This window comes from Psychroflexus torquis ATCC 700755 (assembly GCF_000153485.2).
Taxonomy (GTDB): Bacteria; Bacteroidota; Bacteroidia; order Flavobacteriales; family Flavobacteriaceae; genus Psychroflexus; species Psychroflexus torquis.
The window spans coordinates 3630723-3647806 of the sequence record NC_018721.1; the positions used below are offsets into that span (position 1 = coordinate 3630723).

19 protein-coding genes are annotated in these 17084 nt (G+C 34.8%); 7 read left to right on the plus strand and 12 right to left on the minus strand.

Annotated elements, in window-relative coordinates; all coding sequences use genetic code 11:
- Positions 1-679: 679 nt before the first annotated feature.
- The 5 genes from P700755_RS15640 to recF all read right to left on the minus strand — a co-directional run bounded on the left by P700755_RS15640 (position 680) and on the right by recF (position 4585).
- On the minus strand, positions 680-1486 hold the full coding sequence (locus P700755_RS15640; RefSeq protein ID WP_015025608.1) for a hypothetical protein: 807 nt from the start codon (positions 1484-1486) through the stop codon (positions 680-682).
- Positions 1487-1566: 80 nt separating this feature from the next.
- Positions 1567-2778 (minus strand): bifunctional alpha/beta hydrolase/OsmC family protein, encoded by a 1212-nt coding sequence (locus tag P700755_RS15645; RefSeq protein WP_015025609.1) that lies wholly within the window; start codon positions 2776-2778, stop codon positions 1567-1569.
- Between the two features lie 5 nt (positions 2779-2783).
- Positions 2784-3083 (minus strand): DciA family protein, encoded by a 300-nt coding sequence (locus P700755_RS15650; RefSeq protein ID WP_015025610.1) that lies wholly within the window; start codon positions 3081-3083, stop codon positions 2784-2786.
- A complete protein-coding gene (locus P700755_RS15655) occupies positions 3073-3501 on the minus strand; it encodes a hypothetical protein (RefSeq protein ID WP_015025611.1) in 429 nt (142 codons plus the stop codon). The genes P700755_RS15650 and P700755_RS15655 overlap by 11 nt, the downstream gene beginning before the upstream one ends.
- Complete coding sequence (gene recF / locus P700755_RS15660; protein ID WP_015025612.1) at positions 3491-4585, minus strand: DNA replication/repair protein RecF; 1095 nt, start codon at positions 4583-4585, stop codon at positions 3491-3493. Before recF ends, P700755_RS15655 begins: the two co-directional genes overlap by 11 nt.
- Before the next feature lie 144 nt (positions 4586-4729).
- Between recF and P700755_RS15665 the strand changes: the two genes are divergently transcribed.
- The 7 genes from P700755_RS15665 to P700755_RS15695 all read left to right on the plus strand — a co-directional run bounded on the left by P700755_RS15665 (position 4730) and on the right by P700755_RS15695 (position 10914).
- Positions 4730-5497, plus strand: coding sequence for a tetratricopeptide repeat protein (locus P700755_RS15665; protein ID WP_015025613.1), 768 nt, complete (start codon positions 4730-4732; stop codon positions 5495-5497).
- A 1-nt stretch (position 5498) separates the two neighbouring features.
- On the plus strand, positions 5499-6005 hold the full coding sequence (ribH, locus tag P700755_RS15670) for a 6,7-dimethyl-8-ribityllumazine synthase (protein WP_015025614.1): 507 nt from the start codon (positions 5499-5501) through the stop codon (positions 6003-6005).
- Positions 6006-6090: 85 nt separating this feature from the next.
- Positions 6091-6384, plus strand: coding sequence for a hypothetical protein (locus P700755_RS20885; RefSeq protein WP_015025615.1), 294 nt, complete (start codon positions 6091-6093; stop codon positions 6382-6384).
- Positions 6385-6387: 3 nt separating this feature from the next.
- Positions 6388-8235, plus strand: a complete 1848-nt coding sequence (gene mutL / locus P700755_RS15680) for a DNA mismatch repair endonuclease MutL (protein ID WP_015025616.1) — start codon at positions 6388-6390, stop codon at positions 8233-8235.
- A complete protein-coding gene (locus P700755_RS15685) occupies positions 8236-8988 on the plus strand; it encodes a rhomboid family intramembrane serine protease (protein ID WP_015025617.1) in 753 nt (250 codons plus the stop codon).
- A 1-nt stretch (position 8989) separates the two neighbouring features.
- Positions 8990-9877 (plus strand): rhomboid family intramembrane serine protease, encoded by an 888-nt coding sequence (locus P700755_RS15690; RefSeq protein WP_015025618.1) that lies wholly within the window; start codon positions 8990-8992, stop codon positions 9875-9877.
- Between the two features lie 5 nt (positions 9878-9882).
- Positions 9883-10914, plus strand: a complete 1032-nt coding sequence (locus P700755_RS15695) for an endonuclease/exonuclease/phosphatase family protein (protein WP_015025619.1) — start codon at positions 9883-9885, stop codon at positions 10912-10914.
- Here the strand turns inward: P700755_RS15695 and P700755_RS15700 are convergent.
- The 7 genes from P700755_RS15700 to P700755_RS15730 all read right to left on the minus strand — a co-directional run bounded on the left by P700755_RS15700 (position 10898) and on the right by P700755_RS15730 (position 17058).
- Positions 10898-11536: a WbqC family protein gene (locus P700755_RS15700; RefSeq protein ID WP_015025620.1), complete on the minus strand. Its 639-nt coding sequence runs from the start codon at positions 11534-11536 to the stop codon at positions 10898-10900. The two genes, P700755_RS15695 and P700755_RS15700, sit on opposite strands and share 17 nt — an antisense overlap.
- A 3-nt stretch (positions 11537-11539) precedes the next feature.
- The gene (gene lepB / locus P700755_RS15705; protein WP_015025621.1) at positions 11540-13108 is read right to left on the minus strand and encodes a signal peptidase I; all 1569 of its coding nucleotides are present in this window, start codon (positions 13106-13108) and stop codon (positions 11540-11542) included.
- Positions 13109-13119: 11 nt separating this feature from the next.
- Positions 13120-13836 carry a 4-hydroxy-tetrahydrodipicolinate reductase gene (gene dapB, locus P700755_RS15710; RefSeq protein ID WP_015025622.1) on the minus strand — a complete coding sequence of 239 codons (717 nt, stop codon included), beginning with the start codon at positions 13834-13836 and terminating at the stop codon, positions 13120-13122.
- Positions 13837-14418: a DUF5683 domain-containing protein gene (locus P700755_RS15715; RefSeq protein WP_015025623.1), complete on the minus strand. Its 582-nt coding sequence runs from the start codon at positions 14416-14418 to the stop codon at positions 13837-13839.
- Positions 14408-15313, minus strand: coding sequence for a ParB/RepB/Spo0J family partition protein (locus P700755_RS15720; RefSeq protein WP_015025624.1), 906 nt, complete (start codon positions 15311-15313; stop codon positions 14408-14410). Before P700755_RS15720 ends, P700755_RS15715 begins: the two co-directional genes overlap by 11 nt.
- Positions 15314-15319: 6 nt before the next feature.
- On the minus strand, positions 15320-16084 hold the full coding sequence (locus P700755_RS15725; protein ID WP_015025625.1) for a ParA family protein: 765 nt from the start codon (positions 16082-16084) through the stop codon (positions 15320-15322).
- A 92-nt stretch (positions 16085-16176) separates the two neighbouring features.
- Complete coding sequence (locus tag P700755_RS15730; protein WP_015025626.1) at positions 16177-17058, minus strand: SDR family oxidoreductase; 882 nt, start codon at positions 17056-17058, stop codon at positions 16177-16179.
- Between the last annotated feature and the right edge of the window lie 26 nt (positions 17059-17084).

Here is a 17084-nt window from a genome sequence, read left to right on the forward strand (position 1 = left end):
AATTTTAAACTGACTTTTACGCTAAATAAAAATATTACTTTTTCTAGCAGCTGTTCTTAAACTTGTTGTTTCGCCTTGCGCTAAAAAGTAATTTTCCAATTTCAAAAGTTGCACCTGCAGCAGACGTAAATGCTAAAGTAAAAAGAGATCTAACGGAAACTTCAAAATTGATCTTAAAGTTGAAAACTCGATCTCTCCGGATCGCTTAAATCCTCTAAGGGAAATTATGTGGTTTTGATTGAAACAGAATGAGGGACTCGTAACTTATGACAACTCAACATGTCTGGTGGAATGTTCTCATCAACAAGGAAGAGCTTTTCGAGTACAACTTCAGCTTTTCAATCTAAATGGATATTGACATCTGATGGAAATGTACCTACTAACGATGAACTGAGTATTTATGCCAAATTAAATTTATGATGTCGTATAAATTAAATTATACTACGACGTAGCTCAGTACAGGTTTTTTGCTTAGCTGAGGAAAAAAAATATAAGCATAGCGGTAGTTACGGTTCTATTTTATGACGATTAATAAGTGAAAAAGAAACTGATTTTATACGACATTTGAATGCCTAATTGGTATAAGTTATTATTGAGTTTGAAATTTAAGAAAAAGTACAAATTAAAAGAGCCACGCTGAAAAGCCTGGCTCTTTTAATATAGTATAATTGAAAGTTCTTTACTTCTCTAAAGTAATAGTTCGTGTAACGGTATTAAATGGACCAGGAATAGGTTTAAGATCTTTATCGACTAATGTCAATTGTATTTTATTCTCTCCCATTGGTAGTCCTTCAATAACTTGTGGTTTCCATTCTGTTAACAAAAATTCTTCTCCATCGTTAATAACAGCTTTTACTTTGTTGCCATCAGGACTTATTTTAGTTCCAACTAAAAAGAAGTCTAAAAGTACTTTTTCAGTATCCTTTCCAGAGTAAGTTCCCTTTGGTCTGCTATAAAACATATGTTCAGCAGAAAAATCAACATCCATTTGTTGATCTTCAGAAGGATCACCAGCTCTTATTTTCTTAACAATAAAAGAGGTTGGATTTTTTACAGCTTCGTGGTAAGATCTTGACAAAAAAGCTAATAACACATGATCACCTTCTTCTATATCTTTACTAAAATCACTTTCGTAATGGGCAGAATAAGGTCCATTGTCAAGGATAAAATGAATATGTTGACCCTTACCAGAATTTGCTAATCCATTTTTTCCCGCATTAGCAGTTTGTGTACCTAGCTCGTAATTTTCTACTGCAAAATTAAAATCCACAGATCCTGCAGGCACCTCTATAACATCCCCTCTTGGGTGAGTTAACGTAGCTTCAGTATACTCTGGAGACCCCTCCAAAGGTGTTAGAGTTACAATTGAGTCTGTAACACCAACAGCTTTCACCTCTTCTTTTTTATCGTCTTTATTCTTAGTTTCGTTACAACCAACAAGCACAAGTAGGCTTAAGGTTAATGTTAACAAACTTATCTTTTTCATAATTATTATATTTAAATTAATCGTAAATGTACAGCTTAAAGCAAAGCTACTCAAAATCAGGGATTACCTTAACACAAGTTTTACGATATGAGTTCAGAAGATATTTGGACGTCAGAGTGTAACGTCTTATGAATTGGGCATCTATCTCCAATCTCAACCAATCGTTTCACTTGGGATTCATCTAAATTTCCTAAAATTTCAATTTTCTTGGTTATAACATCTTGTTGGATTGTATTTCCTTCTTTCTGCTCTACTTTCTTTTTCTCGTGGTCGACGTGAACTTTAACTTCCTGCAAATCCCATTTTTTATGTTTTGCAAAAACATGAAGTGTCATAGCAGTGCATTCTGCAAGTGCAGCTGTTAAGAAATCGTAAGGGGTGGGACCATAATTATTACCGCCATAGTCTATAGGTTCATCTCCAATATAGCCGTAGTCACCAATTTTTAAATGCGTGGTAAACTTATTTTTTAACTTTAAGATAGCAGACGATTGACTTTTAGATTTTAAAGCTGGGTTGTCTTCTTCCTGAAGACTTAAATAGGCTGCTGCCCAATTTCCTATTAAATTACCTATATAACGAGCATCGATATTTTCGTTTAAGAGATGATCTGCTTGATTAAGACTTATAAAACTTTTAGGATGATGTGCCCATTGGTAGAGTTCTTCAGCATTTTTAATGCTTACAATTTTATCTAACGGAGAATGCATCACTAACAGCGGCTTTTTCAAATCGCTTAAGAAATCTTTGGTACCATTAGCCTTAATATCTTCTAAAAATTGCTTTTTAATCGTAAAATCTCTACCGCCTATATTTACTAAAGCTTCATTGTTCTTTTCAATTTCCTTAACACTGCTTTTAATTAAATTTTCAACGTGAGAGGGTTGAGATGGACTTGCTATAGTTACAATAGCTTTAATGTTTTGGAGTTTTTTAGCTGCAAATAGAGCAGCAGTACCCCCTAAAGAGTGACCTATCAAGAGCGAAGGAGCCGTATAATTTTCTTCCAGAAATTGAGAAGCCTGAATCAAGTCTTCTACGTCATGAGAAAAATTAGTATTGGCAAAGTCTCCTTCACTCTGCCCTAAGCCAGTAAAGTCGAAGCTTAAAACACCAATCCCTAAATTAGTAAGAGCTAATGAGATTTGTTTTATGACCTTCAGGTTTTTTCCACAGGTAAAACAATGTGCAAAAATAGCGTAAACCTTGGGATCCTGTGTTTTTGGTAAGACCAATTGACCTTTGAGCTCTTCTCCTTTATTATTTTTAAAAGTAACTTTCTGAGGCTTCATATATTTTATCTTAGAATTATTTTTTGAATAAGTTCTCTCCCTAAACTTTCATTCAATCGTTTAATAATTTTAGCTTTTCCGTAACTTAGTTCTTCCCTTAGAGTAGAAGACGATAAGTGAACCGTGAGAATGTTGTTCTTAAAACGAATAGTGTCCGTATAATTTTTCATAGCTGGACCTAGTTCATTCATCCATGCTTTTTCGACATCGACCTTATCCAATCCAGGATTCAATTTGTGTTTTTGTTTAAAAATGTCCATTAAATCTTTCATAGACTGTTCTTCATTAGCTCTTTTATTCTTCATCATCAAGGTTAATTTTCGAATTTTTATGTCGCTTGTAAGTGTATGTGAAATCCTCATCATTTTTCACTACAAACTTATCTTTTTCAATGCTCAATAGTGTTTCAGTCCAAGTGTTGTATTGATTTTCGTAAATCAAGACTAGACTATCACCTGCGTCGTGAATTGTAAAGTTTTCACGATTTTGAGAGGATTTATAATTGCCCAGAAAACTCGGTTGCATTTTTTTTCTAAATCCTTCAGTGTTTTCTACTTGGATATAATCCACCATTAGATTTATCTTATACGATTTTGTTTCGTATGGGGTCTCGGCCTTCTCAATTTCCCAAAAGCCATTGAGATAATGAACGTCTTCTAAGGAGGGTTTTGTGTTGCAAGAGATCATACAACAAAAGCATACTATTAATAGACTAAACTTCATATTCAAGATTTATCATTTTATAGTGATCGGTATTCTTTTTTACAACATTTTCAGTTCTTTCAGGGTGGGTGTCACTTATACACATTTGTCCAAGTTCTGTATCGGTCACCATTTTTACTATTTTAGAAACACGATCTTCATCTAATTTATCGAATATATCATCTAAAAGCAAAATTGGTTTTACACCATAATGAGATTTTAAAAAATCATACTGAGCAAACTTTAAAGCGATAAGGTAAGATTTTTGCTGACCTTGAGATCCAAATTTCTTAACAGAATGGGATTTAATTTTAAAAATCAAATCATCTTTATGGGTTCCGAAATTCGAAAATTGACGTTGCAAATCTGTTTTTAAGCCAAACTTAAGTACTTCCTTAAAGGACTCTCCATTGTTAAATTGGCTTTTGTAGGTTAAACTGATGTCTTCTCTAGAGTTGCTAATTTCCTGATACCTTTTCTTTAGGATAGGCTTGAACTCCTTGATGAATTGTTGACGTTTTTCGAAAATGATTTCGCCAAATTCAATGATTTGGTCATCGTAAACTTCCAAACTGGTTTCATCAAACGTTCTATTGACAGCAAAATACTTAAGCAGTGCATTTCTTTGAGATACAATTTTGTTGTACTTCAGTAGAGTATTTAGGTATAATTTGTCGCCTTGAGCAATGACACCATCCATAAATTTTCTTCGGGTTTCGCTTCCCTCAAGAATAAGGTCACGATCTGTTGGGGATATAATCACCAAAGGAATAGTACCTATATGATCGCTTATTTTTTCATATTCCTTTCCGTTGCGCTTTATTAATTTCCCCTGGCCTCTTTTAAAAGAAGTGATAATTCTCTCTTCCTTCTCTCCATTTAAAAATTCTCCTTCAAGCATAAAAAACTCTTCTTCATGCTTAATATTTTGGCTTGTTACTGGGTTGAAGTAACTTTTCCCAAAGGCTAAATGATAAATAGCGTCTAAAACATTTGTTTTACCAATGCCATTTTTACCGACAAAGCAATTAATTTTAGAATCAAATTCTAATGTCAATTGTTCAAAGTTTTTATAGTTGATAAGAGATAGTTTTTTGATAATCATAAGATCAAGTCAAGTTCTAGCAGCTTTAATTCGTTGTAATTTTTCTTTTGAATTCACTAAATGTTCAGATGTAAAAATATCAAATAAATAGTGTATTCTATATGGATAAAAATTATATTTTTGCCACCTGAACTAAACACAATTATGGCAACATATAGAAAAAGAGGTTACAAACCAAAGAACAAGGCTGAACGCGAAAATCAGATTGAAAGTGAATCGACAACTGCTGAAGTATTTAATACTTTAGATGAGGGCGCTAGTAGTACTGAAGAGTTTTTATCCAAATACCAAAAACCAATCTTTGGGGTAATTATAGCTGTAGCTATAGTGATATTCGCCATTATCGGGTATCAGAAATTTATTCAGGATCCTAATGAAGTAGAAGCTGCAAATGAGATGAATCAAGCTCAGCAATTTTTCGACTCTGCAATTGAAGCTTCAGGAACAGAACAAGACTCTCTATTTAAGAGATCTTTAAAAGGGGGTAACGGTAAATTTGGATTTGAAGACATTTCTTCTAATTATAGCGGTACTAAATCTGGTGAGCTATCCAATTACTATGCGGGAATCTCTCATCTTAACATTGGTAACTATCAAGAAGCAATTGAATATTTGGATAAATTTAAGGCTGAAGATGAAATCTTGACGCCTATTGCCAAAGGATCTATTGGTGATGCTTTCTTGCAGCTAGACCAACCAGAAGAAGCTCTAGATTATTTCGTTGCTGCTGCAAACCTTCGCACTAATGACTTTACAACTCCTAAGTTTTTGATGAAAGCTGCGGTCACTGCAATTAGCCTTAAAGATGGTGAAAAAGCAGAAAAATACCTCAATCGTATCAAGGATGAATATCCTAACTCTATTGAAGCTAAAAATGCTGATATTTATTTAGGACAAGCAGAAGCTCTGTAATATGGCAACTTCAGAAAAAAATCTTTCTGTTTACGATAAGGAATCCTTACCGAACTGTAAGGACATGAAAATAGGCTTTGTAGTATCGGAATGGAATGAAGATATCACTCAAAATCTTTTTCAAGGTGGATTTGATGCTCTTATAGATGTTGGAGTTCTTAAGGACAACATCGTAAGGTGGAATGTTCCTGGTAGTTTTGAACTTCCTTACGGCTGTAAAAAAATGCAAGAAAGTTTCGATATGCTCGATGCTATTGTTGCTGTTGGGAACGTTATTCAGGGTGAAACTAAGCACTTTGATTTTGTCTGCCAAGGATTGACCCAAGGGATCATGGATCTCAATTTGAAAGGTGACATCCCCGTCATTTTTTGTGTATTGACAGATAATACGAGAGCTCAATCTGAAGCTCGATCTGGAGGAGTTCATGGCAATAAAGGCACGGAAGCTGCAATTGCTGCTATCAAAATGGCTCAACTGAGAAAAGATGCAAAATTTTATAAAGCTTAGCGGTTTTTTCTTTAGACTTAAATTAAGTTTTTAAGTCTAAAGAATTCATTGATTTTCTCTAATTTTGTGATTCTAGATAAATAACATGTTTAAACTTAACTCTCTTAAATTAAGAAAGAATTCAAGGTATAACTATACCCCACGTTATTACAAGGGAAAAGATACCGGTAATCCTTATAAGTTTGATTCTAAGTTTTCCAAATACAAAGAGACCCATAATTCTATAGACTTCGGTTCTCATTGGGCTGAAGCTCGTGAGAACTCAAGGAATAGAGGAAACAGAGGGGTAAATCGGACCGTGATTTTGATAGTCTTAATCCTTACATTCATATTTTTGTGGATCATAGATTTTGATCTTTCAATTTTTTCTTCCCAGTAATCCATGAGCAATATTATCCAGTTATTACCAGACCATGTTGCGAATCAAATCGCAGCAGGAGAAGTAGTACAACGTCCAGCATCGGTTGTTAAAGAACTTATGGAAAACGCTGTAGATGCTAATGCTACTTTAGTGTCTTTAATTATTAAAGAAGGAGGGAAGACACTCATCCAAGTTGTAGATAATGGTTCGGGAATGACCGATACTGATGCTCGTTTATCGTTCGAACGTCATGCCACCTCAAAAATTAAAGCGGCTGAAGATTTATTCCATTTGCATACTAAAGGCTTTAGGGGAGAAGCTTTAGCTTCAATAGCTGCAGTTTCTCATGTTGATATGAAAACTAAAACAGAAGTCGAAGAGGTTGGAACTCATCTTATGGTTGAAGGTAGCCATATTACTCAACAGGAACCTTGTGTTACCCCTATAGGGACTTCTATTTCTGTCAAAAATCTTTTTTTTAATATTCCTGCGCGACGTAACTTTTTAAAATCTGCAAGTGTAGAACATAAACACGTCATCGATGAATTCCAAAGGGTTGCCCTAGTTCATCCGTCTGTTGCTTTTAAATTTATTCATAACGATAGTGAATTGTTTAATTTACCAGTAGCAAATTTCAGACATCGTATTGTTGGAGTGATGGGGTCTAAAATGAATGAAAAATTAGTTCCCGTTAAAGAAGAAACTGATTTGATTCAACTTTATGGTTTTGTAGGTAAGCCTGAATTTGCAAAGAAATCACGTGGAGAACAGTTTTTCTTTGTTAACGACAGATTTATAAAGCATCCTTATTTACACCATGCGGTCTCTAGTGCTTTTGAAGGTTTATTAAAAGATAAGGCTTATCCAACCTACTTCCTCTATTTACAGGTAAATCCAGAGTCTATAGATATAAATATTCATCCTACAAAAACAGAAGTTAAATTCGATAATGAGCACGCTATTTATTCAATTTTGAGAAGTAGTGTAAAGCATAGTCTTGGTCAATTCAACGTATCGCCAGTCTTGGACTTCAATAAGGATGCAAGTATGGAAACAGGCTATGATCAACATAAGCTTGGAGCTAAAATTCCTTCTGTTGTAGTCGATCGGAACTTTAATCCTTTTGAAGCTGAATATAAATTTAGCTCAACATTTAAGTTGCCATCTTCAAAACGCAATACACCCAATCCTAGTTGGGAAGCGCTTTATACAAATCTTGAAGGGCAGGATGATGATTTATTGAATATCGAGGTAGATAGTGAACAAGTCTCTGGCTCGTTGTTTCAAGGAGAACACACTCAGCATAAATCGTCTGGGACGTTTCAATTTCAAAGAAAATATATCATTACTTCAACTAAATCTGAAATGCTTATTATAGATCAACATAGAGCGCACTTCAGAATTTTGTACGAAGAGCTTCTAAGGAACATTACAGCCAAGCCAGCCTTAAGTCAGCAGTTGTTATTTCCATTAAAACTTCAGCTAGACACCAATGAGATAAGTGTTTTTAAAACCTTAAAAGAGTCTTTAACCAATGCCGGGTTTTCAATTTCGGAAATCGGAGAAGACTTTGTGAAAATAAATGGAATTCCTAATCGTTTACCCGAGAGCGAAACTTCGATTTTACTAGATCAACTCTTGTCAGATTTCGAGAGTGATATTCCAGATTCCGGATTTGATCAAACAGATAGGTTGGCCAAATCCTTGGCTCAAAGCATGGCTATTAAAAATGGAGCTGTTTTGCATAAAGAAGAGCAAACAGAACTTGTAAATCTGTTATTTTCTTGCAAAGAACCAATGCTAACTCCTTTAAATCGCTTAGTTTTCGTGAAACAATCAGCATCAGACTTCGATAAAAAATTTATGTAAATGGGAAGGATTACCGACACTGTAAAAGTCTTATTAATAGCCAATATTTTATTCTTCTTTGGAGCCAATTATTTAGGTGATTATGCCTATAAAATTTTTGCACTTTGGTTTCCCGAAAACCCAAATTTTGGAATTTGGCAAATCATTACGCATATGTTTATGCATGGCAGTTTTTCTCATATTCTTTTTAATATGTTTGCTTTGTATATGTTTGGAAGTTTATTGGAGGAATACTTAGGTCAGAGTAAATTCATATTTATCTATTTCTCAGCTGGACTTGGAGCGGCAGGTCTTCAGATATTATTTAGTTATATTGGTTTTAATGAAGCTTATCAAGCCTATATTGAAGCAAATGTAAGTCCAGACGAGATTTCTAAAATATTTGAAAGCGTGAGATCCACAGGAGAATATAGAGTATATCCGTCTATACCGAAAGAACTTAGCAACCAGCTTTTCAGTAATTATTTGACTCCCATGGTTGGTGCTTCTGGAGCTATTTTTGGAATTTTAGCAGCCTTTGCTGTTGTTTACCCTAACTTACCTTTATTTATAATTTTTATCCCTATTCCTATTAAGGCAAAATATTTAATAGGTGGATACTTTTTGATGAATTTGTTTTCTGCTGTTACAGGTGTTACCTTGCTAGGCCCCTCTAATACTGCTTATTGGGCTCATATTGGAGGTGCGGTTATCGGGTTTATTACTATGTGGTACTGGAAAAAGAATTCATTTGACACTAATAGATGGAACTAATATGGATTGGAAGCAAAAATTAAAATATAAGTACAATACAGCTGATACTTTAGAAAAACTGATAGGATTGAATGTCCTTCTGTTTATACTCACATTTGTGTTTAGAACTCTTGGGTTTTTATTTAAAATCCCCACTGATTTTTTTATAGAATGGCTAGTATTTCCTAAAGACCTTCTAGAGTATGCCTATAAACCTTGGACGATAATCACTTATGCCTTCATGCATTCGGGGATATTTCATGTTTTATCTAATATGTTGATTCTTTATTTTTCTGGTAAATTTTTTCTTACTTATTTTTCAGGTAGGCGAATGCTGAATCTCTATTTATTAGGAGCTATTTGTGGAGCTCTAGTCTACGCTTTAAGTTATAACCTCTTACCTGCTTTTAGCGGTACTGGGCGTTCCTATCTTATCGGTGCTTCTGCATCTGTTATGGCTACGCTTGTAGCGACAGCAACTCAGGCTCCCAACTTACAAGTGCGACTTTTTTTTCTGGGCAATTTAAAATTATGGTGGATAGCCGCTTTTTTAGTAGTTTTAGATGTGGTTCAGATCCCTTTATCAAACCCGGGAGGACATCTGGCTCATTTAGGTGGAGCTTTTATTGGATACCTTTATATTGTTCAACTTAAAAAGGGTAACGATATTGGGGCTTGGTTACAAAGTACTACAAACTGGTTAGCAGAATTGTTTGTGCCCAAAGCGAGAAAGAGCAACATGAAAACGGTTCATAAAACATCTGCAAATAAATCGGATAAAAATTCTTCAAACCGTTCAGAAAAGCAAGTAAAAATTGATATAATTCTTGATAAAATAAGTAAAAGCGGATATGATAGTCTCTCTAAAGTAGAGAAAGATTTTCTATTTAAAGCTGGCAAAGACATGTAATTGTCATGAAGTCACCACTCAGTTTTTTTCAAAAGGTAGGTTTTGCTTTGAATGTATTTTTTGCAATCTGTTTGCTTATAGCTTATATTCTCCCCTTTGTACCACCAAAATTCTCAGCCTTTTTATCTATTTTGAATTTGGGCTTGCCCGTATTTATACTTATCAATATTGGCTTTGCATTTTATTGGCTATTAAAACTTAAACTACACTTTATTGTATCGGCCTTATTAGTAGTGGGAGGTTATTCGTATTTCAGCAAAATCATTGTTTTTAATGATAACTCATCAGTAGAGATTAAGAATTCTCTAAAAGTTATGAGTTATAATGTCAGACTTTTTAACTTATACAACTGGATCGAAAAAACTGAGGTTGGTGAAAAAATTTCAGATTTTATAAAAGTTGAGACTCCGGATATTGTTGCTTTTCAAGATTATTATAAAGCAAATGATTTAGATATGAGTTCTTATCCTTATGTGTTTGAAAAGTATAAATCCAAATCCTCTAATGTTGGGATTGCTATTTTTAGCAAATATAAAATTATCCATAGAGGTTCTGTAGATTTTCCAAACACTCATAATAATGCCATTTACGCAGACATTGTTGTGAAAAAGGATACTCTTCGGGTTTATGCTGTCCATTTAGAGTCTTTAAAGATTATTCCTGATGTCCTAGAATTGCGAAAAGAAGACCGCCAACAATTGATTAATAGAGTAGGGAAGTCTTTTGTAAAGCAACAGGAACAAGCAATTTTGCTGTCGAAAAGCTTTTCTTCTACAAGCCTTCCGAAAATCGTTTGTATGGATATGAATAACACAGCATTTTCTTACGTGGCTAGTCAGTTATTAAAACACAATTTAAAAGATGCTTTTGTGGAGTCTGGATATGGGCTAGGAAAAACATTCGATTTCGATTTTTTACCCTTTCGTATAGATGTTATTTTTAATGAAAAGAGTCTTAAAAATGCTAACTTCAAAAATTACAGCCTTAAACTTTCAGACCATTATCCAATAATGGCTAGTTTTAATCTTTCTGAATAAAGGTTTGTGAGTCTAGATATCCTAATGCTGAAGGACCCGTATTGAACAATAAATCCAATATACTCAAATTAGGGATATACCTATATTTAACTTGAAAAACTTGAATGTACTCTTCAAGATTTGCTACTGATTTTCGCTTTGAATTGACTAAATGTCTTTGGTCATTATAACCGTCTGGTTCTAGTTCAAATTCTTCAGTAATTTTAAAACTAAAATCTAGCTGTAAGCACTCAAAAACTATTTTTGTTGCCATCAAATTGAAATCCATTAAAAAATTAGCTTTTTTTTCAAATAAAGGTGCAAACTCATCTTCATAAAATTCAAAGAAAGGAGACGTTTTATAGGCTGCTTCCAAAGATTTCCAGTGAAGGGGTTGCCATTTGAAGGCATTTTCTATCCTGATGTCTTTGTACTTTTGATGTTGATCTGTCTTGTTTTCTCTGTGTTTTACGGGGATATTTAACAAGAGTTCTCCATTAGCCCCATAGATGTATTGCCGTGTTCTATAGGTCTGTTTCTGATAATTATCCTCCTTTTCGAAAACGAAAGAATCTGCTTGCACTAGTGATGCATACATGTCGATAGGACCAAAGTAGCAAGGATGTAGTAGTATAGGTTTCAACTTTTATTTTTTCTTTTTAATAAAGTAATTATACCCTATTATTAAAACAATACCAATAAGGAAGTACACAAGATAGGAAGTGGGTTTTCCTTCGCCACCTACCGTTGTAAATAGACGTTCCCATCTTATTTTGTCTACTAAATTACTTGCATTACCGTCTAGACTCATCCAAATAAAAACTGGCTTGCCAACCACATGATTTTGTGGTACATATCCCCAATACCTACTGTCTTCACTATTATGGCGATTGTCTCCCATCATCCAATAGTAATCTTGTTTAAAGGTATATTCTTCTACAGGTTTTCCATTAAGATAAACTTGAGTGCCTTTCACCTCCAATTTCTGTTCGATTCCCATTTCTTCCCCCTCATAAACTTCAATGATTCTTCTGTACAATGAAAAGCTTTCCAAATCCAGTTGTACTGTTCGACCAGATTCAGGAATATAAATAGGGCCAAAATTATCTTTATTCCAATCTACTTTTCCATTGTTTGGAAAAATACCAGAATCAGCTTTTCCTTTTGGGGAAATAATGCGTTGAACCGATTTTACATTGGGATGATTTTTAAATTTTGCTAAATTATCTTCAGTAATCGCATTAACCTGATACAGGTCTCTCTCTCTGTCAATCCATTGCAGCCCATCTGTAATGCCATATATTTCGACCAGACTTCTCATGTTGAAGCCTTGACCTTTACCTTGTACTAAATATGAATATTGTGGTTTAGCTCTTTCTGAAAGTTGTAGAGGGGTATTATTAACCAAAATTTTACCGTCTATAATTTCTAGCGAATCCCCAGCGACACCTACCGCTCTCTTTACATAGTTAGACTTCTTATCTATAGGCTTGTCGTAATGTTTGCCGGAATCGTCTCTAAACATTCTTACGGTATCTACAGGCCAGTTGAAGACTACAATATCGTTACGCTGAACATTTTGAAAACCTGGCAATCTCATATAAGGTAATTGGGGGGCCTTGGTATATGATTTTACACCAGCCAAAGGAATGGTATCATGAACCATAGGAAATGAAATCGCTGTCTGTGGAACTCTTGCACCATAATGAAATTTACTTACAAACAGAAAATCACCAACTAGCAAAGTTTTTTCTAATGAGGAGGTTGGTATGGTAAAGGGTTGCATAATATAAGTATGAACTATGGTTGCAGCCACAATAGCAAAAAGGATTGCACTTACAAAATCTCCCGATTTTGACTTCGCTTTTAAACTTCTATCCTCAATGTAAGTATGTGAGGTAAAATAGTTTATATAATAGGTATAAAGTCCAAGAGTTAAGATCTGAAGAATGGTGTCTGTGGTCTTGTTTTTACCAAAGCTTCTAGCAGTTTCTATCCAAATAACCGGAAACATAATTAGGTTAACAATTGGAACGAATAGAAGAAAAACCCACCACCATGGTCTATTTATGATTTTGAAAAGCACAATTGCGTTGTAAACGGGGATAGCAGCTTCCCACCAATGTCTACCAGCACTTTGGTATAATTTCCAGGTGCCTAAAAAGTGTAGGACTTGTATAAATAAAATAAAAAGTAATAAATCAAAAAATGACATAATGAATAGCGTTAAGTTGTAGAGTTGAGTTGAAGGACATCCTTCATAGAATATACCCCGTCGTTTTGTTTAAATATCCATTCTGCTGCGACCACTGCCCCATGAGCAAAGCCTTCTCTGGATTTTGCGTTATGAGAAATGGTTATGGTATCAATATCAGAATTATAAGTCACATCATGAAAACCAAAAACTCCCGCTTTTCTTTCAGCCTCGATTGGGATTAAATTTTTTGAATCTTCTGGTGGATAAGACCAATTTGTATACTCGGTTTCTTTTATAATATGATCAGCAAGACTAATGGCGGTACCGCTAGGGGCGTCTTTCTTTTCCAAATGGTGAACTTCCCTTAGCTTAACATCATACTCTTTCAATCCAGACATCATTTTAGCAAGTTGAGAATTCAATTCAAAAAAAACATTTACTCCTATACTAAAGTTGGAGGCATACAAAAACTTACCAGCCTGTAACTTACAAAGTTTAACCGCATCCTCAAATCGATTTAGCCACCCTGTAGTTCCAGACACTATGGCTATGTTATTTTCCAAACAAGTTGTTATATTAAAATAAGCGGCTTCAGGTGTACTAAAGTCTATAGCAATTTCTGCTTGTTTTAAGCGGTCTATGTCTATATCATCTGAGGTCTTATAAACAATATCGTGACCTCTGGAGGTCGCGATATTCTCTACGGTTTTACCCATTTTACCATAGCCAAGTATAGCGAGTTTCATTTAATTCAATTTAAAATTCAAAGTTAGACCATAGTCGATATTTCCACTCATGAAATTAGGCTCAAAATTTGGTCTAAGCGTAAGATCTTTAGAAACATCAAACTGCTTTAAGTGCGCATCTACGTTTGCGTCTACAATATTGAATAAATAAAAAGCTACAGTTGCCAAAATAGCAAATTCTTTGTTCTGTCTAAATTGCTTCTGAGCGTTAATCAAACCATCATTCTCAAGAATATTTTGAAATTCATCATCTTGAAAACCAGCTAATCTTCGTTTATAGGCATCTCTGTAGCGTTGGTACTCCGTGTCATTTTGAAGCACTAAATATAGACTTGTTCCTATGCCAGCATAGACCAAAGGAATTTTCCAATAACTGCCATTATAAGCTTGTCCCAATCCCGGCAAAATAGCTGAGTAAAAAGCTGATCTAGCGGGGGCTAAAGGATCGTATAGATCCAATTTGAAAGCGTTTTTGGTAGAAGTCATTGTGGTTTCAACTGTCAAACTATCTTGTTCTTGACTAAAGGAACACGAACACCAACCTAAGAAAAATATGGAAGTGAAAAAAAATTTACGAATCACCTTGTATTAATTTTTTGATTCTTTGGAAATCCTCATCTGAAGAGAAGGGAACAATAAGTTTTCCATTTCCTTTTTTGTTGACTTTAAGTTCGACTTTAGCGCCAAAGTAGGAAGAGATTTGTTTTAAGGATTTTGACTTTTTTTCATCAACCCTCAGCTCTTCAGAGGAAGGCTTAGAAGTGTCTTTGTTTTGTTGCATGTGTCTCACCAAGTTTTCTGTATCTCTTACAGAAAGCTTATTTTTAAGAATACGCTCGTAAACCTGAAGCTGAATATCAGTATTGGTAATGTTTATAAGTGCTCTACCATGGCCCATACTCAAAAAACCGTCCCTCATTCCTGTTTGAATGATAGGGTCTAACTTTAAAAGGCGGAGGTAATTTGCAATTGTAGATCTATTTTTACCAACTCTATCGCTCAATTCTTCCTGAGTTAAATCAATGTCATCCATCAATCTTTGGTAAGACAAAGCGATTTCTATTGGATCGAGGTCTTGGCGTTGTATATTTTCTACCAAGGCCATTTCTAAAGACTCTCTGTCATTCGCTATCCTTATGTAGGATGGAATAGTCTCTAGGCCAAGCATTTTGGAAGCTCGGTAACGGCGTTCTCCAGAAACTAGCTGGTACTTGTTAAATTCAAGTTTTCTAACCGTAATGGGCTGGATCACACCAAGTTCTCTAATGGAAGAGGCTAATTCTTTTAAAGTATCTTCACTAAAACTCGTTCTAGGTTGAAATGGATTTACCTCAATAGCCCCAAGGCTTAATTCCACTATACTACCTACAACCTTATCTGCATTCTTATCTTCTGTAGATTTAATATCATTATCTGGGTCGTTCAATAATGCCGATAAACCTCTACCGAGAGCTTTTTTCTTTGTCGTTTTCGCCATTGATTTCTAATTTGACTTCTTAATAATTTCTTCAGCTAAACTTAAATAATTACTGGCTCCTTTACTGGTTGCATCGTATTTAATAATGCTTTCACCATAACTAGGAGCTTCGCTTAAACGCACATTCCTTTGGATGATTGTTTCAAAAACCATATCATTAAAGTGTTTTTTCACTTCTTCCACCACTTGGTTGGATAAACGCAGTCTAGAATCATACATAGTCAGTAACAAGCCTTCAATGCTTAACTGATCGTTATGAATTTTTTGCACACTTTTAATAGTATTAAGCAATTTACCTAAACCTTCTAAAGCAAAATATTCACATTGAATAGGAATTAATACCGAATCTGAAGCAGTCAATGCATTTAATGTTAATAAGCCTAAAGAAGGAGCACAATCGATAAGAATATAATCAAATTTAGACTTAATAGGTAGCAAAGCTTCTTTAAGCATGTATTCTCTTCGCTCAACATCTACAAGCTCAAGTTCAATGGCAACCAAATCAATGTGAGAAGGAATCAACTCCAAGTTTGGTGAATCAGTGTCCATAATGGCTTCTTCTGCTTTTTTGGTATGTTCTAAAATTTGGTAAGTTCCTATTTCTACTGTTTCAATATCAATGCCGAGTCCAGAGGTAGCGTTGGCTTGAGGATCTGCATCGATCAATAGTACTTTTTTTTCCAAAACACCTAATGCAGCAGCTAGATTTACAGCTGTTGTAGTCTTACCTACACCGCCTTTTTGGTTTGCAATTGAAATTATCTTTCCCATAAAGTTTTTCGAATTTTCTGATGTAAAATTACAATTAATTGTAGCATGTCAACTTGCTCCAATTAATTATTATAACGATAGAAAGTTAGCAGTTATTTCTTTTTTTGAGAGCGAATCATTGCTTCTAATTGGTCCCACATCTCAGGTGTCACCATTTCCAAAAGATTAAATTGACCAGCGCCTTTTAGCCACTCACCACCATCAATGGTGATCACTTCTCCATTAAGGTAATGTGCAAAATCTGAAACTAAATAAGCGGCAAGATTAGCTAATTCTTGATGATCACCAACACGTTTAAGCGGTACTTTTTTAGCAAGATCAAATTTTTCTTTAAGATCTCCTGGTAATAATCTATCCCACGCCCCTTTAGTAGGGAATGGTCCTGGAGCAATCGCATTAAATCGAATTCCATATTTAGCCCATTCCACAGCCAATGATCTCGTCATGGCCAATACACCTGCTTTCGCAGTGGCGCTTGGGACAACATAACCAGACCCTGTCCAGGCGTAAGTGGTCACTATATTAAGGACTGTTTTATTAGTTTGTTTTTTATCTATCCAATATTTACCTAAGGCAAGCGTACAATTTTTACTGCCCTTCAAAACAATATCAATGATAGTATCAAAGGCGTTTGTAGACAATCGTTCTGTTGGAGAAATGAAATTTCCCGCAGCATTATTTAAAAGAATATCAACTTCACCAAAAGTGGTATGCGCTTGTTCTATCATATTCTCAACTTCATCATAGAGCCTCACATCACATTGAACAGGTAAACACTTACCGCCAGTTTCTTCTTCTAGAGTTTTTGCACTAGTCTTAAGTTTTTCTAAGTTTCTGCTGGTGATGACAACATTAGCTCCAAGCTCTAGAAAATAACGGGTCATAGACATACCCAGTCCGCTTCCACCTCCAGTTACTATAATTGTTTTGCCTTCTAAGGCATCATCTCGTAACATTTTCTTTTTAAAATCCATCAAATATTTTTTATCAATTTACGAAT